At 36.0% G+C, this 19,242-nt stretch carries 19 protein-coding genes and 1 pseudogene; 18 read left to right on the top strand and 2 right to left on the bottom strand.

Going from position 1 to position 19,242, the window contains the following annotated elements; translation table 11 throughout:
• Window positions 1-29: 29 nt before the first annotated feature.
• Together BLV35_RS02260 and ric are read right to left on the bottom strand one after the other, a co-directional pair.
• The gene (locus BLV35_RS02260) at window positions 30-2,141 is read right to left on the bottom strand and encodes a ribonucleoside triphosphate reductase (protein ID WP_091084135.1); all 2,112 of its coding nucleotides are present in this window, start codon (window positions 2,139-2,141) and stop codon (window positions 30-32) included.
• A gap of 173 nt (window positions 2,142-2,314) precedes the next feature.
• Window positions 2,315-3,046 carry an iron-sulfur cluster repair di-iron protein gene (gene ric, locus BLV35_RS02265; protein WP_091084138.1) on the bottom strand — a complete coding sequence of 244 codons (732 nt, stop codon included), beginning with the start codon at window positions 3,044-3,046 and terminating at the stop codon, window positions 2,315-2,317.
• Window positions 3,047-3,385: 339 nt separating this feature from the next.
• Here ric and BLV35_RS02270 point away from each other — a divergent pair, with 339 nt between their 5' ends.
• The 18 genes and pseudogenes from BLV35_RS02270 to BLV35_RS02355 all read left to right on the top strand — a co-directional run bounded on the left by BLV35_RS02270 (window position 3,386) and on the right by BLV35_RS02355 (window position 19,098).
• Window positions 3,386-3,817, top strand: coding sequence for a c-type cytochrome (locus tag BLV35_RS02270; RefSeq protein WP_091084140.1), 432 nt, complete (start codon window positions 3,386-3,388; stop codon window positions 3,815-3,817).
• A 207-nt stretch (window positions 3,818-4,024) separates the two neighbouring features.
• Window positions 4,025-5,359 carry a cbb3-type cytochrome c oxidase subunit I gene (locus BLV35_RS02275; RefSeq protein WP_091084143.1) on the top strand — a complete coding sequence of 445 codons (1,335 nt, stop codon included), beginning with the start codon at window positions 4,025-4,027 and terminating at the stop codon, window positions 5,357-5,359.
• A gap of 420 nt (window positions 5,360-5,779) precedes the next feature.
• Window positions 5,780-6,571 (top strand): CbbQ/NirQ/NorQ/GpvN family protein, encoded by a 792-nt coding sequence (locus BLV35_RS02280; RefSeq protein WP_176980550.1) that lies wholly within the window; start codon window positions 5,780-5,782, stop codon window positions 6,569-6,571.
• Window positions 6,572-6,683: 112 nt separating this feature from the next.
• Window positions 6,684-8,459: a nitric oxide reductase activation protein NorD gene (locus BLV35_RS02285; protein WP_091084145.1), complete on the top strand. Its 1,776-nt coding sequence runs from the start codon at window positions 6,684-6,686 to the stop codon at window positions 8,457-8,459.
• A 10-nt stretch (window positions 8,460-8,469) separates the two neighbouring features.
• On the top strand, window positions 8,470-9,051 hold the full coding sequence (locus tag BLV35_RS02290; protein ID WP_091084848.1) for a cytochrome c oxidase subunit 3: 582 nt from the start codon (window positions 8,470-8,472) through the stop codon (window positions 9,049-9,051).
• 3 nt (window positions 9,052-9,054) lie between these two features.
• Window positions 9,055-9,297 carry a cytochrome C oxidase subunit IV family protein gene (locus tag BLV35_RS02295; protein WP_091084150.1) on the top strand — a complete coding sequence of 81 codons (243 nt, stop codon included), beginning with the start codon at window positions 9,055-9,057 and terminating at the stop codon, window positions 9,295-9,297.
• 110 nt (window positions 9,298-9,407) lie between these two features.
• Window positions 9,408-10,886, top strand: a complete 1,479-nt coding sequence (nirK, locus tag BLV35_RS02300; protein ID WP_091084153.1) for a copper-containing nitrite reductase — start codon at window positions 9,408-9,410, stop codon at window positions 10,884-10,886.
• A gap of 94 nt (window positions 10,887-10,980) precedes the next feature.
• Window positions 10,981-11,304 (top strand): annotated as a pseudogene (locus BLV35_RS02305) (c-type cytochrome); the annotation flags it as partial.
• Window positions 11,305-11,336: 32 nt separating this feature from the next.
• The gene (locus BLV35_RS02310) at window positions 11,337-12,098 is read left to right on the top strand and encodes a formylglycine-generating enzyme family protein (protein ID WP_091084158.1); all 762 of its coding nucleotides are present in this window, start codon (window positions 11,337-11,339) and stop codon (window positions 12,096-12,098) included.
• A gap of 31 nt (window positions 12,099-12,129) precedes the next feature.
• The gene (locus BLV35_RS02315; protein ID WP_091084160.1) at window positions 12,130-12,777 is read left to right on the top strand and encodes an SCO family protein; all 648 of its coding nucleotides are present in this window, start codon (window positions 12,130-12,132) and stop codon (window positions 12,775-12,777) included.
• 7 nt (window positions 12,778-12,784) lie between these two features.
• On the top strand, window positions 12,785-14,044 hold the full coding sequence (locus tag BLV35_RS02320) for an alginate export family protein (protein WP_091084163.1): 1,260 nt from the start codon (window positions 12,785-12,787) through the stop codon (window positions 14,042-14,044).
• A 377-nt stretch (window positions 14,045-14,421) separates the two neighbouring features.
• The gene (locus tag BLV35_RS02325) at window positions 14,422-15,591 is read left to right on the top strand and encodes a molybdopterin molybdotransferase MoeA (protein ID WP_091084165.1); all 1,170 of its coding nucleotides are present in this window, start codon (window positions 14,422-14,424) and stop codon (window positions 15,589-15,591) included.
• Between the two features lie 52 nt (window positions 15,592-15,643).
• Complete coding sequence (locus tag BLV35_RS02330) at window positions 15,644-15,973, top strand: winged helix-turn-helix domain-containing protein (protein WP_222617380.1); 330 nt, start codon at window positions 15,644-15,646, stop codon at window positions 15,971-15,973.
• The gene (locus BLV35_RS02335) at window positions 15,970-16,719 is read left to right on the top strand and encodes a sulfite exporter TauE/SafE family protein (protein ID WP_091084170.1); all 750 of its coding nucleotides are present in this window, start codon (window positions 15,970-15,972) and stop codon (window positions 16,717-16,719) included. Before BLV35_RS02330 ends, BLV35_RS02335 begins: the two co-directional genes overlap by 4 nt.
• Complete coding sequence (mobA, locus tag BLV35_RS02340) at window positions 16,716-17,285, top strand: molybdenum cofactor guanylyltransferase (RefSeq protein WP_091084173.1); 570 nt, start codon at window positions 16,716-16,718, stop codon at window positions 17,283-17,285. The genes BLV35_RS02335 and mobA overlap by 4 nt, the downstream gene beginning before the upstream one ends.
• Window positions 17,282-17,524 carry a MoaD/ThiS family protein gene (locus tag BLV35_RS02345; RefSeq protein ID WP_176980551.1) on the top strand — a complete coding sequence of 81 codons (243 nt, stop codon included), beginning with the start codon at window positions 17,282-17,284 and terminating at the stop codon, window positions 17,522-17,524. The genes mobA and BLV35_RS02345 overlap by 4 nt, the downstream gene beginning before the upstream one ends.
• A 34-nt stretch (window positions 17,525-17,558) precedes the next feature.
• Window positions 17,559-18,638: a HesA/MoeB/ThiF family protein gene (locus BLV35_RS02350; RefSeq protein ID WP_091084180.1), complete on the top strand. Its 1,080-nt coding sequence runs from the start codon at window positions 17,559-17,561 to the stop codon at window positions 18,636-18,638.
• A 13-nt stretch (window positions 18,639-18,651) separates the two neighbouring features.
• Entirely contained in the window at window positions 18,652-19,098 is a 447-nt protein-coding gene (locus tag BLV35_RS02355; RefSeq protein ID WP_091084184.1) for a molybdenum cofactor biosynthesis protein MoaE, read from the top strand.
• Window positions 19,099-19,242 lie beyond the last annotated feature (144 nt).

Genomic DNA, 19,242 nt, shown 5'->3' on the forward strand with positions numbered 1-19,242 from the left:
CTTAATTTCTTAATGGTTTAACTTTTAAATTAGTTAGTTAACTTTAAACTTTTCTCCTTCTCTTCAATCAAAATTTCATCACATTTTGGGCAATATTCATGTTCGCCATTCAAATATCCATGTACAGGACAAACGCTAAATACAGGAGTTACCGTGATATAAGGTAATTTGAAATTAGAGATTACTTTTTTGACAAACTGCTTACACGCTTCAGGAGAACTGATTTTCTCACTCATATAAAGATGAAGCACGGTTCCACCAGTGTATTTGCATTGCAGTTGATCTTGCAACAACAAAGCTTCAAAAGGATCTTGTGTGAAATCTACCGGAATTTGAGAGCTGTTGGTGTAATAAATATTCTCTTCCTGACCCGCCTGAATAATGTCAGCATATCGTTTTTTGTCTTCTTTGGCAAAACGGTAGGTTGTCCCTTCGGCAGGAGTTGCTTCTAGATTATACAGATTTCCTGTTTCTTCTTGGAACTCTTTCATTCGTTTGCGAATGTGGTCCAGAATTTCGGCAGCGAATTCAATTCCAGTGTCCGAAGCAATAGTGTCTTCATTGTTCGTAAAATTCTGAATCATTTCATTCATTCCGTTTACACCAATGGTCGAAAAGTGATTTCTAAAATGTTGCAAATACCTTTTGGTATACGGATACAATCCACGGTCATACATTTCTTGAACAAAGACTCTTTTTTTCTCCAAAGTACCTTTAGCAATATATAAAAGTCGATCTAGTTGTTGGTATAATGCTGCTTTGTCACCTTTGTATAAATAACCCAAACGCGCCATGTTTACAGTTACAACACCAATACTTCCGGTCATTTCAGCACTTCCAAACAATCCGTTTCCACGTTTCACTAATTCGCGCAAATCCAATTGCAAACGGCAACACATACTACGAACCGCATTGGGTTTATAGGCGTTTTCGTTTTCAATTTGGTTCCCATTTTCATCCAAAACATATTGACTTCCGATAAAATTTTGAAAATAAGACGAACCAATTTTGGCGGTATTTTCAAAAAGCAATTCGGTATTTTCACCATCCCAATCAAATTCTTCAGTAATATTAACTGTCGGAATAGGGAAGGTAAAGGGTTGTCCGTTGGCATCACCTTCGGTCATCACGGTGTAATAGGCTTTGTTGATAAGATCCATTTCTTTTTGAAAATGTTCGTAGCGCAAGTCTGTTAGTTTGTTAACTCCTCTTTGTTTGGCTCTAGCCAAAACAGTTGCACGATTATTATTTTCGAAAAAATGCAAATCATTTTTGGTCGGAATCTGGGTTTTCAAATCTTCGGGAACGACCCAGTCCAGAGTAATATTTGTAAAAGGTGATTGTCCCCAACGAGCAGGAACATTCAAATTATATACAAAACTACGAACCGCTTTCAGTACATCATCAAAAGACAAATCATCTGCAAAAACGTAAGGAGCCAAATAGGTGTCAAACGAACTAAAAGCTTGCGCACCTGCCCATTCGCTTTGCAAAATCCCAAGAAAATTGGCCATCTGCCCCAAAGCTTCTCTAAAATGAGATGGAGCTTTGCTCTCTACACGTCCTCGAACTCCGTTGAAACCGTCGTTTAGTAAAACACGCAAACTCCAGCCTGCACAATAACCTGTTAGGCAATCTAAATCGTGAATATGAATGTCTCCATTTCGATGTGCGTAACCCTCTTCTTTTGTGTATACCTTGTCTAACCAATAATTAGCAATCACTTTTCCAGCAACATTATTAACCAATCCTGCGTTGGAATAGGAGGTATTTGCATTAGCATTGATGCGCCAATCGGTTTGTTCGATATATTCTTCAATGGTTTGCGTACTATCTACATAAGTAGTGTCGTCGTTCAAACCGTTTACATGTTCTCTTTGTAGTTTTCTTGTGTGGCGAAACAACATAAAGGAACGCATCACTTCAAAATAATTATTTTCAAAGAAAGCTTTTTCGATTAAATCTTGGATTTCCTCAACAGCCCAAACTTCTTTGGTTTCGAGTATTTCGCTAACACTATCAAAAACACTTTTATCAACAACTACAGAGACACTTTTGAAACTCTTTTCAATAGCATCTTTAATTTTAAAAGATTCAAACGGTTCGTATTTTCCATTTCTTTTGATAACGTAATTCTCCATAGTTGTTTTTTTTACACAATTTATTTTATGGCTATCCGTTACTAGGTCTAAGATTATAAAAGGCACGCAGATTTTGCAGATTTCCGCAGAATACGGGTAAAAGATCTGCTGAAATCTGCAAAATCTGCGTGACATATTTTTTAGGACGTAAAACGGATAGTCATATTTATTTTTTAAGATTGAGCTGTAAATTCTTTTTCTAAAGCCACTGCTTTTGGGAACAAAATATTGTTTTCCAAATGGATGTGTTTGTGTAAATCTTGTTCAAATTCTTGTAGCATTGCAAAAGTCACTTTGTAGGTATTACAAGCATCAGCTGGCGGAGTGTAATTGTTGGTTAATTCTACTATTTTAGCAAAACGATCTCCTTCTGCTTCGTGCTCAGCCATCATCATCGCAATCGGATTTTTAACGGTACCAAAATGAGGTTGTGCAATTAATTCATCAGAAATTGATGCGGTAACCATTTTTTTAATGAAAGGAAACAACATCAATTCTTCTTTTTTCATGTGTTGTGCTAGCTCTCCTGCGCAACCTTTAAAAAGTTCATTGATTTCGAATAATTCTGGATGACTCGCTCCGTGAACTTTACATAATTTATCCAAAAATTGAATTAGGGTAGGTGTTTTTTCTTCTACATAACGATGGTGTGTTTTTTCGATGTAATCAGCTAGAAGATCTAATGGCCATGCATTAAAATCGATTCCAGAATCACTTTTAGTATTCAAAATAGCATCAATTTCGATTTGTAAATCTGCGGGTTGTACTGCTTTTTTTTCGCAAACTTCCTCTACTGTTCTATTTCCTTTGCAACAAAAATCAATGCCGTATTTTGAGAATAAAGCGGCTGTTCTAAAATCTTTTGCTACATATTCTCCAATTGTTATTTTTTCTAAAGTTTCCATATTGTTGTTTTTTATATTTATTTGATTAAGCAAATTTAGTAATTATTTTTAATAAAAGACAATTTTATCCGTAATTAAAATAAATTTTATAATAGTCTAGTTAGTAAGTATATGTGCTGTTATTAATGTTTTTAATTGAAGTAGTAATAGTAGTAGGCTCATAACGGATATATCATTCGAGTGAAATTCGATTTGTAAAATGATATTTGAAAAAAGGATAAAATAAACTCAAAATAATAATAGAAGATAAAGTTATCTTTTATATCTTTGCGAAATAATAAAAGACAAAATTGTCCTTTATTTAAAATCAAATTATTTAATAACTAAAAACAGATTATTATGCTTTCAAAATCACAAGCACGAGCATTTTTTCTGGGAGGAACATTAGTCACCTTTTTAATCTTTATAGGATTGACTATTTATTCGTTTATGCCCAGAAATGATCAAACGCATTACAGCGAGATTACCAAAGAGGTAGTGAGGGGAAAAGAAATTTGGGAATCCAATAATTGTATGGGATGCCATAGTATTATGGGAGAAGGTGGTTATTACGCCCCTGAATTGACAAAAGTTTTAGATCGTCGAGGTGAAGGTTATGTCAAGGCCGTTTTAATGTCGCCAGTTCCATGGGCGCCAAGAGGACGAAAAATGGTGGCTTATAAAATGAGTGAAGCCGATGCCAATGCAATGGTCGCTTATTTTAAATGGATTGGAAAACTAGATTTGAATGGGTTTGAGCATGTGGTTTCGCCTTTAGCCAAACAAGAATAATTTAATAATAAAGGATATGAACTCGCCACTAACAAGAAGTTTGTTGAAAACAAACACCATTAAAAAAAAGGCGATAGCATATTTGACCAAAAACAAATAAAATACACAAATATGAACTCGCCACTAACAAGAAGTTTGTTGAAAACAAACACCAATAAAAAAAAAGGCGATACCATATTTGACCAGTAACAAATAAAATATACAAAAATGAAATATAAATCACAAAAAGTAGCCTATTGGTTTTTTGCCCTGTGCATGCTACTCTTTTCCCTGCAAATCGTCTACGGTTTTATCATGGGATTTGACCGAATAGGAATACAAGGATTACACGAAATAATCCCTTTTAACGTAGCTCGTGCCGTACATACCAATTTGCTGGTTGTCTGGCTGTTAACTGGTTTTATGGGAGCAGCGTATTACATCATCCCCGAAGAGGCGCAGCATGAATTAATAAGCGTCAAATGGGCTTATGTTCAGCTAATATCCCTTGCCGTAGTTGGCGTTGTAGCTATTGTAGGCTTTCACTTTAACCATTGGGAAGGACGAAAATTTCTAGAAATCCCGAGAGAATTAGACTATTTAGTAGTCGTTAATGTATTGCTTTTCTTATTCCTAATTATAGGAACCTTATACAAAGGAAAACAAAAAACAACCACTGCTTTAGTTCTAGTAATGGGTTTATTTTTTGCCGCTTTACTTTATATCCCCGGAATGATATGGTTTGATAGCCAGGTAATGGATTCATTTTTCCGTTGGTGGGTCGTTCACCTATGGGTTGAGGGTGTTTGGGAATTAATCATGGGAGGTATTTTATCTTTCTTATTAATCAAGTTAACAGGAGTTGACAGAGAAGTAATCGAAAAATGGTTATACGTCATCGTAGGTTTAACTTTCCTTTCAGGAGTTTTAGGAACAGGTCACCATTATTACTACATCGGAGTAAATAAAATTTGGTTGGTAGTTGGTGGAATTTTCTCAGCCTTAGAGCCTTTAGCTTTCTTAGCCATGGCATTATTCGCTGTCAATATGTATCGAAAAGGAGAAAAAAGTCATCCCAATAAGATTGCTTTATTCTGGACCATCGGAGCTTCAATTGTTTCATTCATTGGAGCAGGTTTGTTAGGTTTTGCACACACATTACCACAAACTAATTTATACACACACGGTACCTTAGTTACAGCAATGCACGGCCACTACGCCTTTTGGGGTGCTTATGCCATGATCGTTTTAGCAATTATTAGCTATGCACTTCCTAATTTAACAGGACGTAAACGTTATGCAAGTACACAAGGAATGATGGCATTCTGGTTATCAAACATAGGAATGTTAGGAATGACCGTTGCCTTTGGAGTAGCAGGTGTAGTACAAGTCTATTTAGAACGAAAAATGAAAATGGATTTCATGGTCGTACAAGACGAAATTGCAATTCACTTTGTTGTTTTACTGATCTGTGCCACGATGTTTACTACTGGAATTGCACTATTTATTTATGATTTTATAAAATATGGTACCCCTACAGATGAAGCTTTAATTGAAGATTAAATTACTAATCTGAGTTTGATTAATAGACAGCGGAAAAATGTTTTGGGCGTGACCCACCGAAAAAAGTGGGTCGGGCTATCCGTTCCCGCTTTTTTTATCTTGCAAATAAGCAAGATAAAAAAGAGCTCCACTGCTATCCCTCACGCAGCGTAGTGGTAAATCAAAAAATTTCTGATTGAAGAGTAACGATTAACGATTTCAGATTTTATGCTGCTATTAAATTAATTTATGATTTCAGAAGGTTTTTTTTCAATCTGCAATCATAAATCGTGAGTCAAAGATCTTAAATCTTTTTCTCAGCTGGTTTTTCCATCTGCAATCAAAAATCGTTAATCGTTAATCAAAAATCATTTTCTGAGCTGCACTTCCATAAAATAGTGTTTTCGGTTTCGGTTTTTTTCATACTTAAAATAAAATAATATGTTAGTAGATATAGCTTTAGCGACCCCTTATTACCAAGAAGTAGGTAAGGAAATAGCCGTTTTTAATCAAGCCTATAAAAACAAAATTCCTTTTTTATTAAAAGGGCCTACAGGAACAGGAAAATCTCGTTTTGTAGAATTCATGGCGCATCAGTTAGATAAAAAATTAATCACCATAAGTTGCCACGAAGAAACCTCATCCACCGATTTGATTGGTCGATTTATCATCAAAGGAGCAGAAACCGTTTGGCTCGATGGTCCACTGACTACGGCCGTAAAAACAGGTGCAATTATCTATCTCGATGAGGTAGCCGAAGCGCGCCCAGATGTAATCGTAGCCATTCACTCCTTGACAGACCACAGACGGGAACTGTTTATCGATAAACTAGGAGAAACCATAAAAGCGCATCCTGATTTTATGCTTGTAGCTTCTTTTAATCCAGGGTATCAAAGAGGTTTTAAAGAATTGAAACCATCAACACGTCAACGTTTTATAGCGGTTTCTTTCGAATATCCAGAAGCGAAACTCGAAACTGAAATTTTGGTTAATGAAACTGATATTGACCCTGATACTGCGAAGAAATTAGTAGCTATTGGAAACAAAATCAGAAACCTAACCGAATTAGGTTTAACCGAAACTGTGTCCACTCGTTTACTAGTGAATGCCGCCAAGATTATTCAAAGCGGGCATCCTAAAAGAGCGTCGGTTCACGTCGCGGTTGTAGAACCGTTAACAGACGATTTACAAACACTAGTTGCATTAAAAGATTTGTGCGATTTGATGATTTAATAAAAGTGTTCAGTAGTCAGTTTTTAGTATCCAGTTGAATGCTGTTTAACTATTTATTGAATTCATCGAGACGAACTGATCACTAAAAAAATGAACACTGAATACTAAAACTATGGGTTTCGAATTAGACGAATATTTAGTAGGGAAATTTTTCAAGCAATTGAAAAAAAGCAGAAAAATTGATCCCAAAATTGTAGCTAGAACGGTAATATTGAATGATGTCAAACCACGTCTAACGATTTTGGCTCGCGCATTAACGGGCGATCCTATCGATATATATCCTGCGGAAAGGGAAGGTGGTTATAAAAATAATAATTTTTTCCTTCCAATATCCTTTTCGGACTTAGAGACTACAAATGAGAATCTTACTTTCTATCTCTTTCGGGTGGTGTATCTGAGCATTCAAAAACGTTTGGGATTCAACTGGAAACCTACTGAAAGTGATCAATCATTAGAACTTTCACAGCAAAAAGCATTAGAGACATCCGAAGGAATTCTATCCATTTTATTTAACGAATTTTCTATCGATGCCGATTTTCATTCGAAAATAAAAAATCATTTCACTCAAAAAGCAACCGATAAGATTGCCGCCGATTATTCGTGGCTGTACGGAAAATGGATGCAGAATGAAATTGAAGTAAACAGCGATAAAAAACTGGAGAATTTTTCGGATAAAATCAAAAAAGCCAATGAGCCGCAACCTACAACAACTTTGAAGGCAACTGCTGTAGAAGAAGTAATTACGGTTGAATTAGACAAAAAGCAACAAGAAGATTATGTGATGCTGCATAATTTTGAAAAAGTAGAAACCGCCGAAGAGTTCAACGGTGTATGGCGTGATTTTGATGGCTCAGACGAATTAGAGGAACATCAAGACGCGTTAGAAGAGTTGAGCATGAAATTCACCGTGAGAGTTGATGATACTGCACATTCGGTTTATCAAGCAGACTTTGTAGAAAATACTACGATCTCTGAAAGTGCCGAAGTGGATGCCAAAGGTTTTCATATTAAGTATGACGAATGGGATTTTGACAAACGCAATTACAAAGATGATTTCTGTAAAGTCTACCCCAAATCACAGCTTAAAACAGATGCCAATTATTATAAAAATACAATTACGAAGAACGCGGCAACCTTAATGGGTTTGCGCAAAATGTTGACGAGCGTTAACAATAAAATGCAACAACAAAAACGTCAAAATCAAGGCGAAGAGTTTGACCTCGATGCGTTAACAGATTTGTATGTAGATGTTCATTCTAAACGCACGCCGTCTGAGAATGTTTATATTTCGAATAGAAAAAAAGACAAAGATTTATCGATTCTTCTGCTTTTGGATATCAGTCTTTCGAGCGACAGCTATGCGGCAGGAAACCGGGTGATTGATGTCGAAAAAGAAGTTTCTATTCTTTTTGGAGAAATGTTGAACGAATTCAATATTGATTTTTCGATTGATAGTTTTTATTCTAAAACGCGCAACTATTCGACCTACTTAACGGTTAAGGATTTTGATGAAAAATGGGATGTAGCCAAGCATAAAATTGGAGCCATAGAACCTAACGGATATACTCGAATTGGTGCTGCTTTGCGACATGCAGGCGCACGATTGGACAGTAGAAGCACCAAAAACAAATGGGTTATTCTAATTTCTGACGGAAAACCCAATGATTACGATAAATACGAAGGTAAATACGGTGTTAATGATGTGAAGCAAGCACTTCGAGAGCTCAACCGTAGGAATATTAATTCCTATGCGTTAGCCATTGAAGCTCAGGCTAAATATTATCTACCACAAATGTTCGGACAAAATCATTACCAAATTTTGACGACTCCCGTCGAGTTGTTGCAATCCTTAGTGAAATTGTACGAAAAAATTAAACATCAAAAATAGATTGAATAAAATGCAAACATATAATATAAATTACAAAAACATCTTTTATCCGCCAGGAGGAATTCTGATGTGGATTATCATTTATCTGGAATTAATAACTTTCGGAATGGCATTAATTGCCTTTGTTTATTATGGTCATCAAGAGCCAGAAGTATTTCATCAATCGCGTTTGCAACTCAACAGTACTTTTGGTGCTATTAATACTATTTTCTTATTGACTAGTGGTTTTTTTATGGCTACCGCCGTACACCATTTCAAGGAAAAAAATATAGCAAAATCATCCTTTTATTTCAAGCTAACGATGCTTGGTGGTTTGTTATTTTTGATCCTAAAAAGTGTAGAATATTATCACAAAATTGAATCTGGAATTACATTAGAAACAAATGTTTTCTTTAGTTTTTATTGGTTGTTAACTGCTTTTCACTTGATTCATGTAATTATGGGGTTGGTAATTTTGATTTGGACAAACTACGGGATGACCAAGAAAAATTCGGATACCGCTGTTGAAGACATTGAAGCCTGTGCCGCTTTCTGGCATATGTGTGATTTGATTTGGCTGCTACTTTTTCCAACACTTTATTTAATCTTTTAAGAAATGAAAAAATCACTATTAGTTACTTACGGATTATTAATTGTATTGACGATTACTACTGCTTTAATTTCAAATTCAACTTCATTTTCGAATGTAGCTGTCGCTTTGATAATGGGACTTTCAGGTATTAAATTCTTGTTGGTTGCATTTCAATTTATGGAATTAAAAAAGGCAAATTCAGCTTGGAAATACACTTTAATTATAGTTTTAGCACTGATGATTTCGCTGATATTATTAATTTTTTAAAATCCTTAAAATAAAGTTAAAAACATGACTTTTATCATAATAAAAGACCTTTTTATCTCTTAATTTTGAATAAGAACTCAAAGGCTAAATAAACCAAAAAAAATCATATCATGTATAACATTAAACAACAAACAAAGAATGCTATTGTAGTAGTAGCTCTTGCTTTAGGACTTTTTTCTTGTGGTAAAACAGAAGAGAAAGATGCTAAATATTACGAAAGTATAAAAGTAGAAGGGCAGCAAGTTGCTGAGCTCACTGCGCCACCATTTGTTCCTAAACCAGTAGGAGATCGAGCGGCAAAAAAGCTGATTGTGAACATGGAAATTAAGGAACAAGAAGGAGAAATGGTTGATGGGGTAAAATATACCTATTGGACATTTGGAGGATCAGTTCCGGGTAGTTTTATTAGAACTAGAGTAGGAGATGAGGTAGAATTTCATTTGAAAAACCATCCAGACAACAAAATGCCGCACAATATCGATTTACATGCGGTTACAGGTCCAGGTGGAGGAGCAACCTCGTCACTTGTAGCACCAGGACACGAAAAAGTATTTAATTTCAAAACCTTACTTCCTGGTTTGTATGTGTACCATTGTGCAACAGCACCTGTAGGAATGCACATTGCAAACGGAATGTATGGTTTGATTTTGGTGGAACCAGAAGGTGGTTTACCTCCGGTTGACAAAGAGTACTACATCATGCAAGGGGATTTCTATACTAAAGGAGCTTATGGAGAACAAGGGCACCAAGCTTTTGATATGGATAAAGCGATTAAAGAAACTCCAGATTATGTGGTGTTTAATGGTAAAGTAGGAGCCTTGACTGGTGAAAAAGCATTAACAGCCAAAAAAGGAGAAACAGTACGTATTTTTATGGGTAATGGTGGGCCTAACTTAGTGTCTTCTTTTCACGCCATTGGTGAAATCTTTGACAAAGTACATATTGAAGGTGGTGAATTGATTAATAAAAACGTACAAACCACTTTAATTCCTGCCGGTGGTGCTGTTATAGTTGAACTTAAAGTAGAGGTTCCTGGAACATTCATTTTAGTAGATCACTCTATTTTTAGAGCCTTTAACAAAGGAGCTTTAGGGATGTTGAAAGTAGAAGGCGAAGACAATAAAAAAGTATATTCTGGAACAATACAAGAAGGAATTTATTTACCTGAAGGTGGAACGGTACAAAATATGCCAAAAGTTGCTGGAAAAGAAAAACCTACGGTTGCTAAAACAGTTGCGCAACAAGTTAACTCTGGTAGAGAATTATATGGAAGAACTTGTTTTGCTTGTCACCAACAGGAAGGACAAGGAGTACCAAATGCTTTCCCGCCGTTAGCTAAATCAGATTACTTAAATGCCAATCCTGATAGAGCAATTGGTGCTGTATTACGAGGCTTGAGTGGAGAAGTTACTGTAAATGGAAAAAAATTCAATAATGTGATGACAAGTCAAAACTTGACTGATGAAGAAGTTGCTGATGTTTTAACCTATGTATATAACAGTTGGGGAAATAATAAAACAGTGGTAACTCCAGCAAGAGTAAAAGCAATTAGAGCAACACCAGCTCCAAAAGCCAAAGAAAGCCATTAAGAAAAAACAAAAATAGTTAAGACAATAAATTAATAACAAGATGAAAAAGTATGTTTTTACAATCGCAATGTTGACAGTGGCTTTACAAGGATTCAGCCAAAATGCAACCAAAGGAAAAGTAGTTTATGATAAGGTTTGCGTGGCTTGTCATCAAGCGACTGCGTTAGGAATTCCTGGTGCTTTCCCTCCATTGTCTAAATCAGATTACTTGAATAAAGATGCAAATCGAGCGATTAAAGGCGTAGTAAAAGGACTTACGGGTGCAATTACTGTAAATGGTAAAAAGTTTAACAGTGCCATGCCAGCTCAAGCTTTAAGTGACCAACAAATAGCAGATGTAATGACTTATGTTTACTCAAGCTGGGGTAACAATAAAACAGTGGTTACAACAGCAATGGTAAAAGCTCAAAGAAAATAATTACAACTAAAATGAAACTTGCCGTGTCAAATATGAAACGATTTTTGCCAATATTTTTATTTCTTATAACAGCATCGCTATGGTCTCAAGTTGTTAAAATGGTTGCTATAGAAAGGGGAACTTTTGTTCCCCTCTATGGTGCTACAAGTAAAGAACCAGTAGCAGTAAAAGCATTTTACCTTGATGTTTATCCTGTTACAAATGCACAATATTTAGCATTTCTAAAAAAATATCCAGAAAATACACGTTCTAAAATAAAAGGGCTATTTGCTGATAAAAGCTATCTCTCGCATTGGGCAAGTGATTATAATTACGGAAAAGCAAATTTAGGCAACGCACCAGTAACTAATGTTTCTTGGTTTACTGCAAAGAAATATTGCGAATGTCAAGGTGGTCGATTGCCTACCATGGACGAATGGGAATATGTAGCTATGGCCGATGAAAAAAGAATCGATGCGCGTACTAAAGAAAGCTTCAATAAATACATTATGTCTTGGTATGAAAAGCCAAATACGTATGCTAATCCTGTAGGGGAAACATTCAAGAATTACTGGGGTGTTTATGATATGCATGGATTAGTTTGGGAATGGACTGGAGACTTCAATAGTATTTTTCTTTCTGGTGAATCTAGAAAAGATAAGGATACCGACAAGAATCTATTTTGCGGAAGCGCCTCTATTAATGCTACTGATTTGATGAATTATGCCGCTTTTATGCGTTATGCTTTTCGAGGAAGTTTAAAAGCAAGTTACACCACTAAAAACCTAGGTTTCCGTTGCGCTAAGGATAAATAACCGTTCCGAAAACAATTCAAAATTTAAAGTAATGAAATCAAATAGTCAATTAAGTAGTAGTTTAAAACTAGTTTTAGGTTTAGCCCTATTACTGTTTTCGCTTCAATCGTGCAATAAGAAAAAGGAAGAAAATAAATCGGGAGAGAATCCAACTGAAAAACCAGTTGCTAAACCTATTTCGGATTTATCAATCTATAATTTACCGTCAAAATGGACTACTCAAGATAACAAGAATATCGAGATGGTAGATTTAAAAGGAAAAGTTCTTGTAATGGTAATGATTTACACTTCTTGTAAGTCGGCTTGCCCAAGATTAGTAGCTGATATGCGAAATATAGAAGCTCATTTACCAGATAATATTAAGAAAAATGTCAAGCTTGTATTAGTAAGTATCGATCCAGAGGTTGACACTCCTAAAAAATTAAAAGCGTTCTCTATCGAAAATAAAATGGAAGGTGATCAATGGTTATTCTTGCGCTCAACGGAAGAAAACACACGTGAATTTGCTGCAGTATTAGCAGTAAATTACAAAAAAATATCACCGATGGATTTTTCACATTCCAACATTATTAGTGTTTTTAATGCCGAAGGTGAACTGGCCTTTCAACAAGAAGGCATTGGTGTAAACTCGGATGAAACGATTAAAAAAATTACTGAAGAAGCGAATAAGCTAAATTAAACAACTCATGAAATCATTAAAAATAATTGGTTTATCATTCTTTGGATTGATAAGCATAGGTTCTTACGCTCAAGAATTTGACGCAAGTCTACAACTTAGACCTCGTTTTGAATACCGAAATGGATTCAAAAGCTTAATTAAAGATTCGGAGGACGCGACCTCATTTGTGTCTCAACGTTCTCGCTTAATTTTGAACTTCAAACAAGACAAGTTAAAAACCAAATTAAGCCTACAAAACATACGTACTTGGGGTGATGTAGCTACGACTACTACCGCTGATAAGAATGCAATTGCAGTTTTCGAAGCTTGGGCACAATACGATTTTGATACCAACTGGAGCGCACGTTTAGGGCGTCAGGTGATTTCGTACGACAACCAGCGTATTTTTGGCGAAATTGATTGGGCGCAACAAGGACAAAGCCATGATGCTGCAGTAATCTCTTTCCATCCAAAAAATAATCAGTTGGACTTAGGGTTTGCATTAAATGCCGATAAAGAAAATTTAGTAGCGCCAACCACGCCGTACACAACCAATTACAAATCCATGCAATACGCCTGGTATCACACTGAGTTTAGTAAATTAAACATGAGTTTGTTATTGCTAAATACGGGTTACGAATATGCAAAAACACTAACCGATTTAAAAGTAGATTACAAACAAACCTTTGGAACTTATCTTTCTTACAAAGAAAATAAATGGGACACAAACTTAGGTTTATATGCACAAACAGGTAAAAGCAGTGGTCAAGAGGTAAGCGCTTTTAATGCGGGTGCTTATTTAGGATATGCTGTTACAGCTAAGTTTAAAGCGGGATTGGGGTATGAATTCCTTTCTGGAAAGGACCAAAATGACAGCAGCACTGATTTTAAATCATTCACACCTCTTTTTGGAACTAATCACGGTTTCAATGGTTTGATGGATTATTTCTACGTAGGTAACCACATAAATAGCGTTGGATTACAAGATGCCTATTTGAAATTAAATTACACGCATAACAAATGGCAGTTTAATTTAATTCCACATGTATTCTCGGCTCCAAATATGGTTTTGGATGCTTCTAATGCAAAAATGGACAGCTATTTAGGCACAGAACTTGACTTTACAACAAGTTACGCATTACAAAAAGACATTACAGCTTCGGCAGGATATTCTCAAATGTTTGGTTCAACAACATTAGAGCGACTAAAAGGAGGAAACGCAAGCAATACAAACAATTGGGTTTGGGTTATGGTTTCATTTAGTCCAAGATTATTCGCGACAAAATAGTTAAGTTTAGGTTTATTAATTCGAAAAAGACTGTGCGTTGGTTTCACAGTCTTTTTCATTTTTAACCACTAAAGATTCAAAAAATATTTTGGGCGTGACCCTCCAAAAAATCGGGTCGGGCTATTCGTTACAAGTCCTCAACAAGTTTCGCTATCGCTACACTTGTTTGTGGGCTTTTCACTTCTATCCCTCACGCAAAACCAATAGTAACGACAATAACTTTCCGAAGTATAACGCTAGACTTTAGCTGCTTTTCATTTTTAGGATTTACAAGGCTACGCTTTTACGCAATTGCTAAAAATCACAATTAATAAATAGAACCCGATTGATAAGTCAATTCCGAATCGTATTTTTGAATTCAATTAAAAAATTAAAACATGGTTTCAGTACAAGAGGCATTTTCGATACTAAAAAATAAGCTACCCGAACCAAAGGAAGTAGAATATCTTTTGTCAAAAGCGCGTAAACATGTTGTGTCACAATCTTTGTATTCTCCCATAAACATGCCCCCGTTCCGACAATCGGCTATGGATGGATTTGCAGTCAACTTTCACGATAGTTTGAATTATGAAATTATAGGTGAAATAAAAGCAGGAGATAGCCACCAAGTTAAATTACTACCCGGTCAAGCAGTCAAAATATTTACAGGCGCAGCAGTTCCTGATTCGGCTTCAGCGGTGATCCAAATCGAAAAAGTTTCTGTTAAAGAAACTATTTTAAAACTTGAAGAACACCCAAAATTAGGTTTGAATATCCGACCAATTGGCGAACAAACTACCAAAGGCGATCTGGCTCTTGAAAAAGGTTCGGTACTTAATGCCGCAGCCATTGGGTTTCTAGCAGGTTTGGGATTTACCAAAGTAAAAGTATATCAAAAACCCGCTATTGGAATTCTGATTACAGGAAACGAATTGGTGAAACCCGGAAATCCATTAGAATACGGAAAAGTGTATGAAAGTAATGGTGTCATGCTAGAGTCGGCGCTAAAAGATGCGTTTTACGATACTGTTACCCTTTATGAAGTAAATGATAATTTCGAAAATACTAAAAACAAAATACAGCAAGCCTTGTCCGAAAATGATGTGGTATTAGTTTCCGGCGGAATATCAGTAGGAGATTATGATTTTGTAGCGCAGGCCTTAAAAGAACTAGAGGTAGAAACCTTATTTTATAAAGTAAATCAAAAACCAGGCAAACCTCTATTTGCTGGTAGACTAAAAGATAAAATGGTATTTGCTTTACCGGGCAATCCAGGAGCTTGTTTGACTTGTTTTTATGTGTATGTGTTGCCTACGTTAACCATTCTTTCGGGAAAAGCAACAAACTACAATCAAACCGTTCGCAAAACAATCAGCCACGATTTTAACGTGAATAACAGCCGTTGTCAATTTCTAAAAGCCAATGTTGAGGGTGATACTGTTACCATTTTATCGCATCAAGCTTCCTCGATGTTGAACTCTTTTTCGGTTGCCAATAGTCTCGTTTTTGTGTCTGATGGTAATTACGAAATCGTTAAAGGTTCACAAGTTGATATTTATCATATATAATTGATACTTCTTTTCGTTATATTTGTAAAAGTATAACGAACGTATTTTAGTTTTGAAGATAAAGAGTAAAATTTGGATAGAAACAGAGGAAGGCATTCTCATTAGTGAAGGCCGTGTTCAATTATTGAAATTGATTGCCGAAACGGGTTCGCTCAATAAAGCAGCCAAAGCGATGAATCTATCCTACCAAAAAGCCTGGAAATTAGTAGACGTTTCTAATAAAGCGGCAAGCAGCCCTTTGATAGCAACTCAAGTGGGTGGAAGCAAAGGCGGTGGTACAATACTAACTCCTTATGGCGAATCACTCATAACCTCTTTCGAATCTATTAATGCAGCCTGTTGGGAGTTTCTTGACGAACAGCTCAAAAAACATTCCCTATGACTGCAGTCCATTTATTTGATACCCCTTTGTTATTGCTTTTGTTAGCTATCGTTGCTTTTTTGTATGCTAGCGTGGGACATGGAGGAGCAAGTGGGTATTTGGCATTAATGAGTGCTTTTGCTTTTCCAGTAACGTTTATGAAACCAACTGCTTTAGTGCTTAATATTCTGGTTTCGGGAATTGCATTTTACTTTTATTATAGAGAAAAAAAATTCAAATGGAACTTATTTTATCCTTTTGCAATAACCTCGGTTCCTTTTTCATTTTTGGGCGGCTATCTTACGGTTTCCACTTTTTATTATAAAATAATTTTGGCGACAGCCTTAATTTTTGCAGTGATGAGGTTGTTGGGTTTATTAGGAAAAACGAAGGAGGAGATAACGCCTGTAAATATATACCTAGCCTTATTTGTGGGAGCTCTCATCGGACTTTTGTCTGGTTTGATAGGTATTGGCGGCGGTATTATATTGAGTCCTGTAATCCTTCTTTTAGGTTGGGGGACAATGAAAGAAACGGCAGCGGTTTCGGCCTTGTTTATATTTGTTAACTCGATATCTGGAATTTCTGGTTTCTTGCTCCAAGGCGGATTGCTTCCAGAATCGTCGTTGCCATTGATAGCCATTGTTTTTATAGGTGGTTTTTTTGGCGCTTATTACGGAAGCAAGAAATTCAATACACTGGTTTTACGAAATGTGTTGGCAGTAGTGCTTTCCATAGCGATTTATAAATTATATGTAACCGCATGAAAAATACAATAACAGCATTTATACTAGCTGGCGGTAAAAGCCAACGCATGGGAACCGATAAAGGTTTGTTGCCTTTGAACGGGAAACCATTTGTCAGCCATATTTGTGAAGCTGTAAGTCCTATTGTGGGCGAGAACATTGTTATTGTTTCCTCGAATACCGACTATGATTTTTTGGGTTATACCCGAATTGAAGATATAATAAAAGACAAAGGACCTGTGGGCGGAATTTATACCGCTTTGCAACAGTCCAAAACAAAATTAAACTTTGTACTAAGCGTGGATGCGCCTTTGGTCACGACTGAATTGTTGCTATGGATTCTCGAAAATCACTCGAATTCCTTTTTAATGACGCAAGTGCAGGCCAATGACAAAAGCTATCCTTTGATTGCGATTTATGACCAATCGCTGGTGACTGTTTTTGAAGAAAATCTGAGAAACGACCAATTAAGATTGCGAAGCGTACGAGATGAGGTGGCGCACCAAACCATTGTAGTTCCCGCAAAATGGAAGGATCAAGTGCAAAATATAAACACACAAGAAGAATATCAAAAAATAATATCATGATTATAAATATCAAATATTTTGGTTTACTGGCTGATATCACTAAGAAAAAAGAGGAACAAATGGTATTGGATGAATCCAATTTTTCAGTTGCTTTTTTAAAATCTAAAATGGAATCAGCGTATCAAGAATTGCAAAACACCAACTATTCAGTTGCTGTAAATCAGGCAATGGTGGGTATGGATACCAATATAAAAGATCAGGACGTAATTGCATTTTTGCCACCATTTGCGGGAGGATAATTCCTGAATCCCTAATGGGGAATAAAATTCTATAATGAAAAATTCAACACGATATACCAGACAAATAGCGCTACCCGAAATAGGAGAACAAGGCCAGCAGAAATTACAGAACGCTCGTGTCCTAGTAATTGGTGCGGGTGGTTTGGGTTGTCCCGTTTTGCAGAATTTGGCTGCCGCTGGAGTGGGTTTCATAGGAATTGTAGATGGTGACATCGTTGAAGAAACCAATTTGCATCGACAATTATTATATACTTTAAAAGATTGCGGAAAGAGCAAAGCAGCAACAGCCGCTACCGTGATTAAAGAACTGAATCCCGATGTTGAAGTTAGGGTGTTTCCTGAGTTTTTTAATACTAAAAACGCAATTGAAATAGTTGGCGATTATCAGATTATCGTAGATTGTACCGATACGATTAGTGTTCGTTATTTGATTAATGATGTTTCACTAGTCAAAAAAGTTCCTGTTGTGTACGCATCAATTTACAAATTTGAAGGGCAGGTTTCGGTTTTTAATTATAAAAATGGACCGAGCTACCGTTGTTTATTTCCTCAAAAGGAGGGTTTGAATGCTGTTCCAAATTGCGTTAGTTCGGGAGTTTTGGGCATTTTACCAAATACACTTGGTGCGCTTCAAGCTACCGAAGTACTAAAGATTATTCTGGAGATAGGAAGTGTACTGTCAGGTAAATTGCTGATTTATGATGCATTGCAGTATCAAACGCAAATAATTGATTTTACCAAAAATCCTAGAGAAATTGAAAAAGGACTTAAAAGCGGATTTTTAATTCTAAATAAGGATTCTGATAAAGTAGTCATGGCAATAAGGCAAGAAACTTTTTTAGAAAAGTGTCGTCAAGACCATTGCGTAGTTATCGACATTAGAGAAGCCTACGAAGAACCGAAATTCAACGAGCAAAATGTGGTGAACGTTCCCCTTGCTGAGTTGGAAAACTACTGCAGAAAGTTTGATAAAAAACAAGAGATTGTTTTATTCTGTCAAAGCGGACAACGAAGTCAATTGGCTTTGGACTATTTAAAAAAAGAAGGATTTACGAAGCTTTCTCATCTCGAAAAGGGAATTGAATCCATAAAAATACATTTAGAAACTAAATAAAAATACCAATATAATGGCAACAACAAAACCTAAAAAAAGTTCTTTCATTCAAGGAGCGATAACATCAGATTTCATTGGAAATGCTATTGCGAAGCATCAAAGTAAAACTACTATTGGCGCTCATAATATTTTTTTAGGGCAAGTTCGCGCCGATGTTATTGATGGGAAAACGGTTGTAGCTATCGAATATTCGGCTTACGAGGAAATGGCTGAACAGACTTTTTATGAAATTCGCGAAGCGGCTTTCACCAAATATGAATTGTCATGTTTGCATATTTATCATAGTCTAGGAACGGTAAAAACGGGGGAGATTTGCCTTTTTGTTTTTGTGTCGGCACCAAGGCGAAAAGTGGTTTATGAAGCCTTGGAGTTTTTGGTTGAAGAAATCAAAGAAAAGACCGCTGTTTTTGGTAAAGAGATAATGGAAGACGAATCCTATACTTGGAAAGAGAATTCTTAGGTTGTTACGCAAAGTCACACAGAGATTCTCAGAGATCCGCTAAGAAGAAATTAAAGTAAAATAAGTTACACAAAGCCACCCAAAGAAACTCAGAGATACGCTAAGAAGAAAATAACTTTGTGAATCTTCGTGTTTGCTTTGTGA

Origin of the sequence: Flavobacterium gillisiae (assembly GCF_900107635.1) — a bacterium.
GTDB lineage: Bacteria > Bacteroidota > Bacteroidia > Flavobacteriales > Flavobacteriaceae > Flavobacterium > Flavobacterium gillisiae.

Bases quoted from the DNA above. Each gene is read 5' to 3' on its own strand.
- BLV35_RS02260 (WP_091084135.1), bottom strand. From the start codon at position 2,141: ATGGAGAATTACGTTATCAAAAGAAATGGAAAATACGAACCGTTTGAA.
- ric (WP_091084138.1), bottom strand. From the start codon at position 3,046: ATGGAAACTTTAGAAAAAATAACAATTGGAGAATATGTAGCAAAAGAT.
- BLV35_RS02270 (WP_091084140.1), top strand. From the start codon at position 3,386: ATGCTTTCAAAATCACAAGCACGAGCATTTTTTCTGGGAGGAACATTA.
- BLV35_RS02275 (WP_091084143.1), top strand. From the start codon at position 4,025: ATGAAATATAAATCACAAAAAGTAGCCTATTGGTTTTTTGCCCTGTGC.
- BLV35_RS02280 (WP_176980550.1), top strand. From the start codon at position 5,780: ATGTTAGTAGATATAGCTTTAGCGACCCCTTATTACCAAGAAGTAGGT.
- BLV35_RS02285 (WP_091084145.1), top strand. From the start codon at position 6,684: ATGGGTTTCGAATTAGACGAATATTTAGTAGGGAAATTTTTCAAGCAA.
- BLV35_RS02290 (WP_091084848.1), top strand. From the start codon at position 8,470: ATGCAAACATATAATATAAATTACAAAAACATCTTTTATCCGCCAGGA.
- BLV35_RS02295 (WP_091084150.1), top strand. From the start codon at position 9,055: ATGAAAAAATCACTATTAGTTACTTACGGATTATTAATTGTATTGACG.
- nirK (WP_091084153.1), top strand. From the start codon at position 9,408: ATGTATAACATTAAACAACAAACAAAGAATGCTATTGTAGTAGTAGCT.
- BLV35_RS02310 (WP_091084158.1), top strand. From the start codon at position 11,337: ATGAAACGATTTTTGCCAATATTTTTATTTCTTATAACAGCATCGCTA.
- BLV35_RS02315 (WP_091084160.1), top strand. From the start codon at position 12,130: ATGAAATCAAATAGTCAATTAAGTAGTAGTTTAAAACTAGTTTTAGGT.
- BLV35_RS02320 (WP_091084163.1), top strand. From the start codon at position 12,785: ATGAAATCATTAAAAATAATTGGTTTATCATTCTTTGGATTGATAAGC.
- BLV35_RS02325 (WP_091084165.1), top strand. From the start codon at position 14,422: ATGGTTTCAGTACAAGAGGCATTTTCGATACTAAAAAATAAGCTACCC.
- BLV35_RS02335 (WP_091084170.1), top strand. From the start codon at position 15,970: ATGACTGCAGTCCATTTATTTGATACCCCTTTGTTATTGCTTTTGTTA.
- mobA (WP_091084173.1), top strand. From the start codon at position 16,716: ATGAAAAATACAATAACAGCATTTATACTAGCTGGCGGTAAAAGCCAA.
- BLV35_RS02345 (WP_176980551.1), top strand. From the start codon at position 17,282: ATGATTATAAATATCAAATATTTTGGTTTACTGGCTGATATCACTAAG.
- BLV35_RS02350 (WP_091084180.1), top strand. From the start codon at position 17,559: ATGAAAAATTCAACACGATATACCAGACAAATAGCGCTACCCGAAATA.
- BLV35_RS02355 (WP_091084184.1), top strand. From the start codon at position 18,652: ATGGCAACAACAAAACCTAAAAAAAGTTCTTTCATTCAAGGAGCGATA.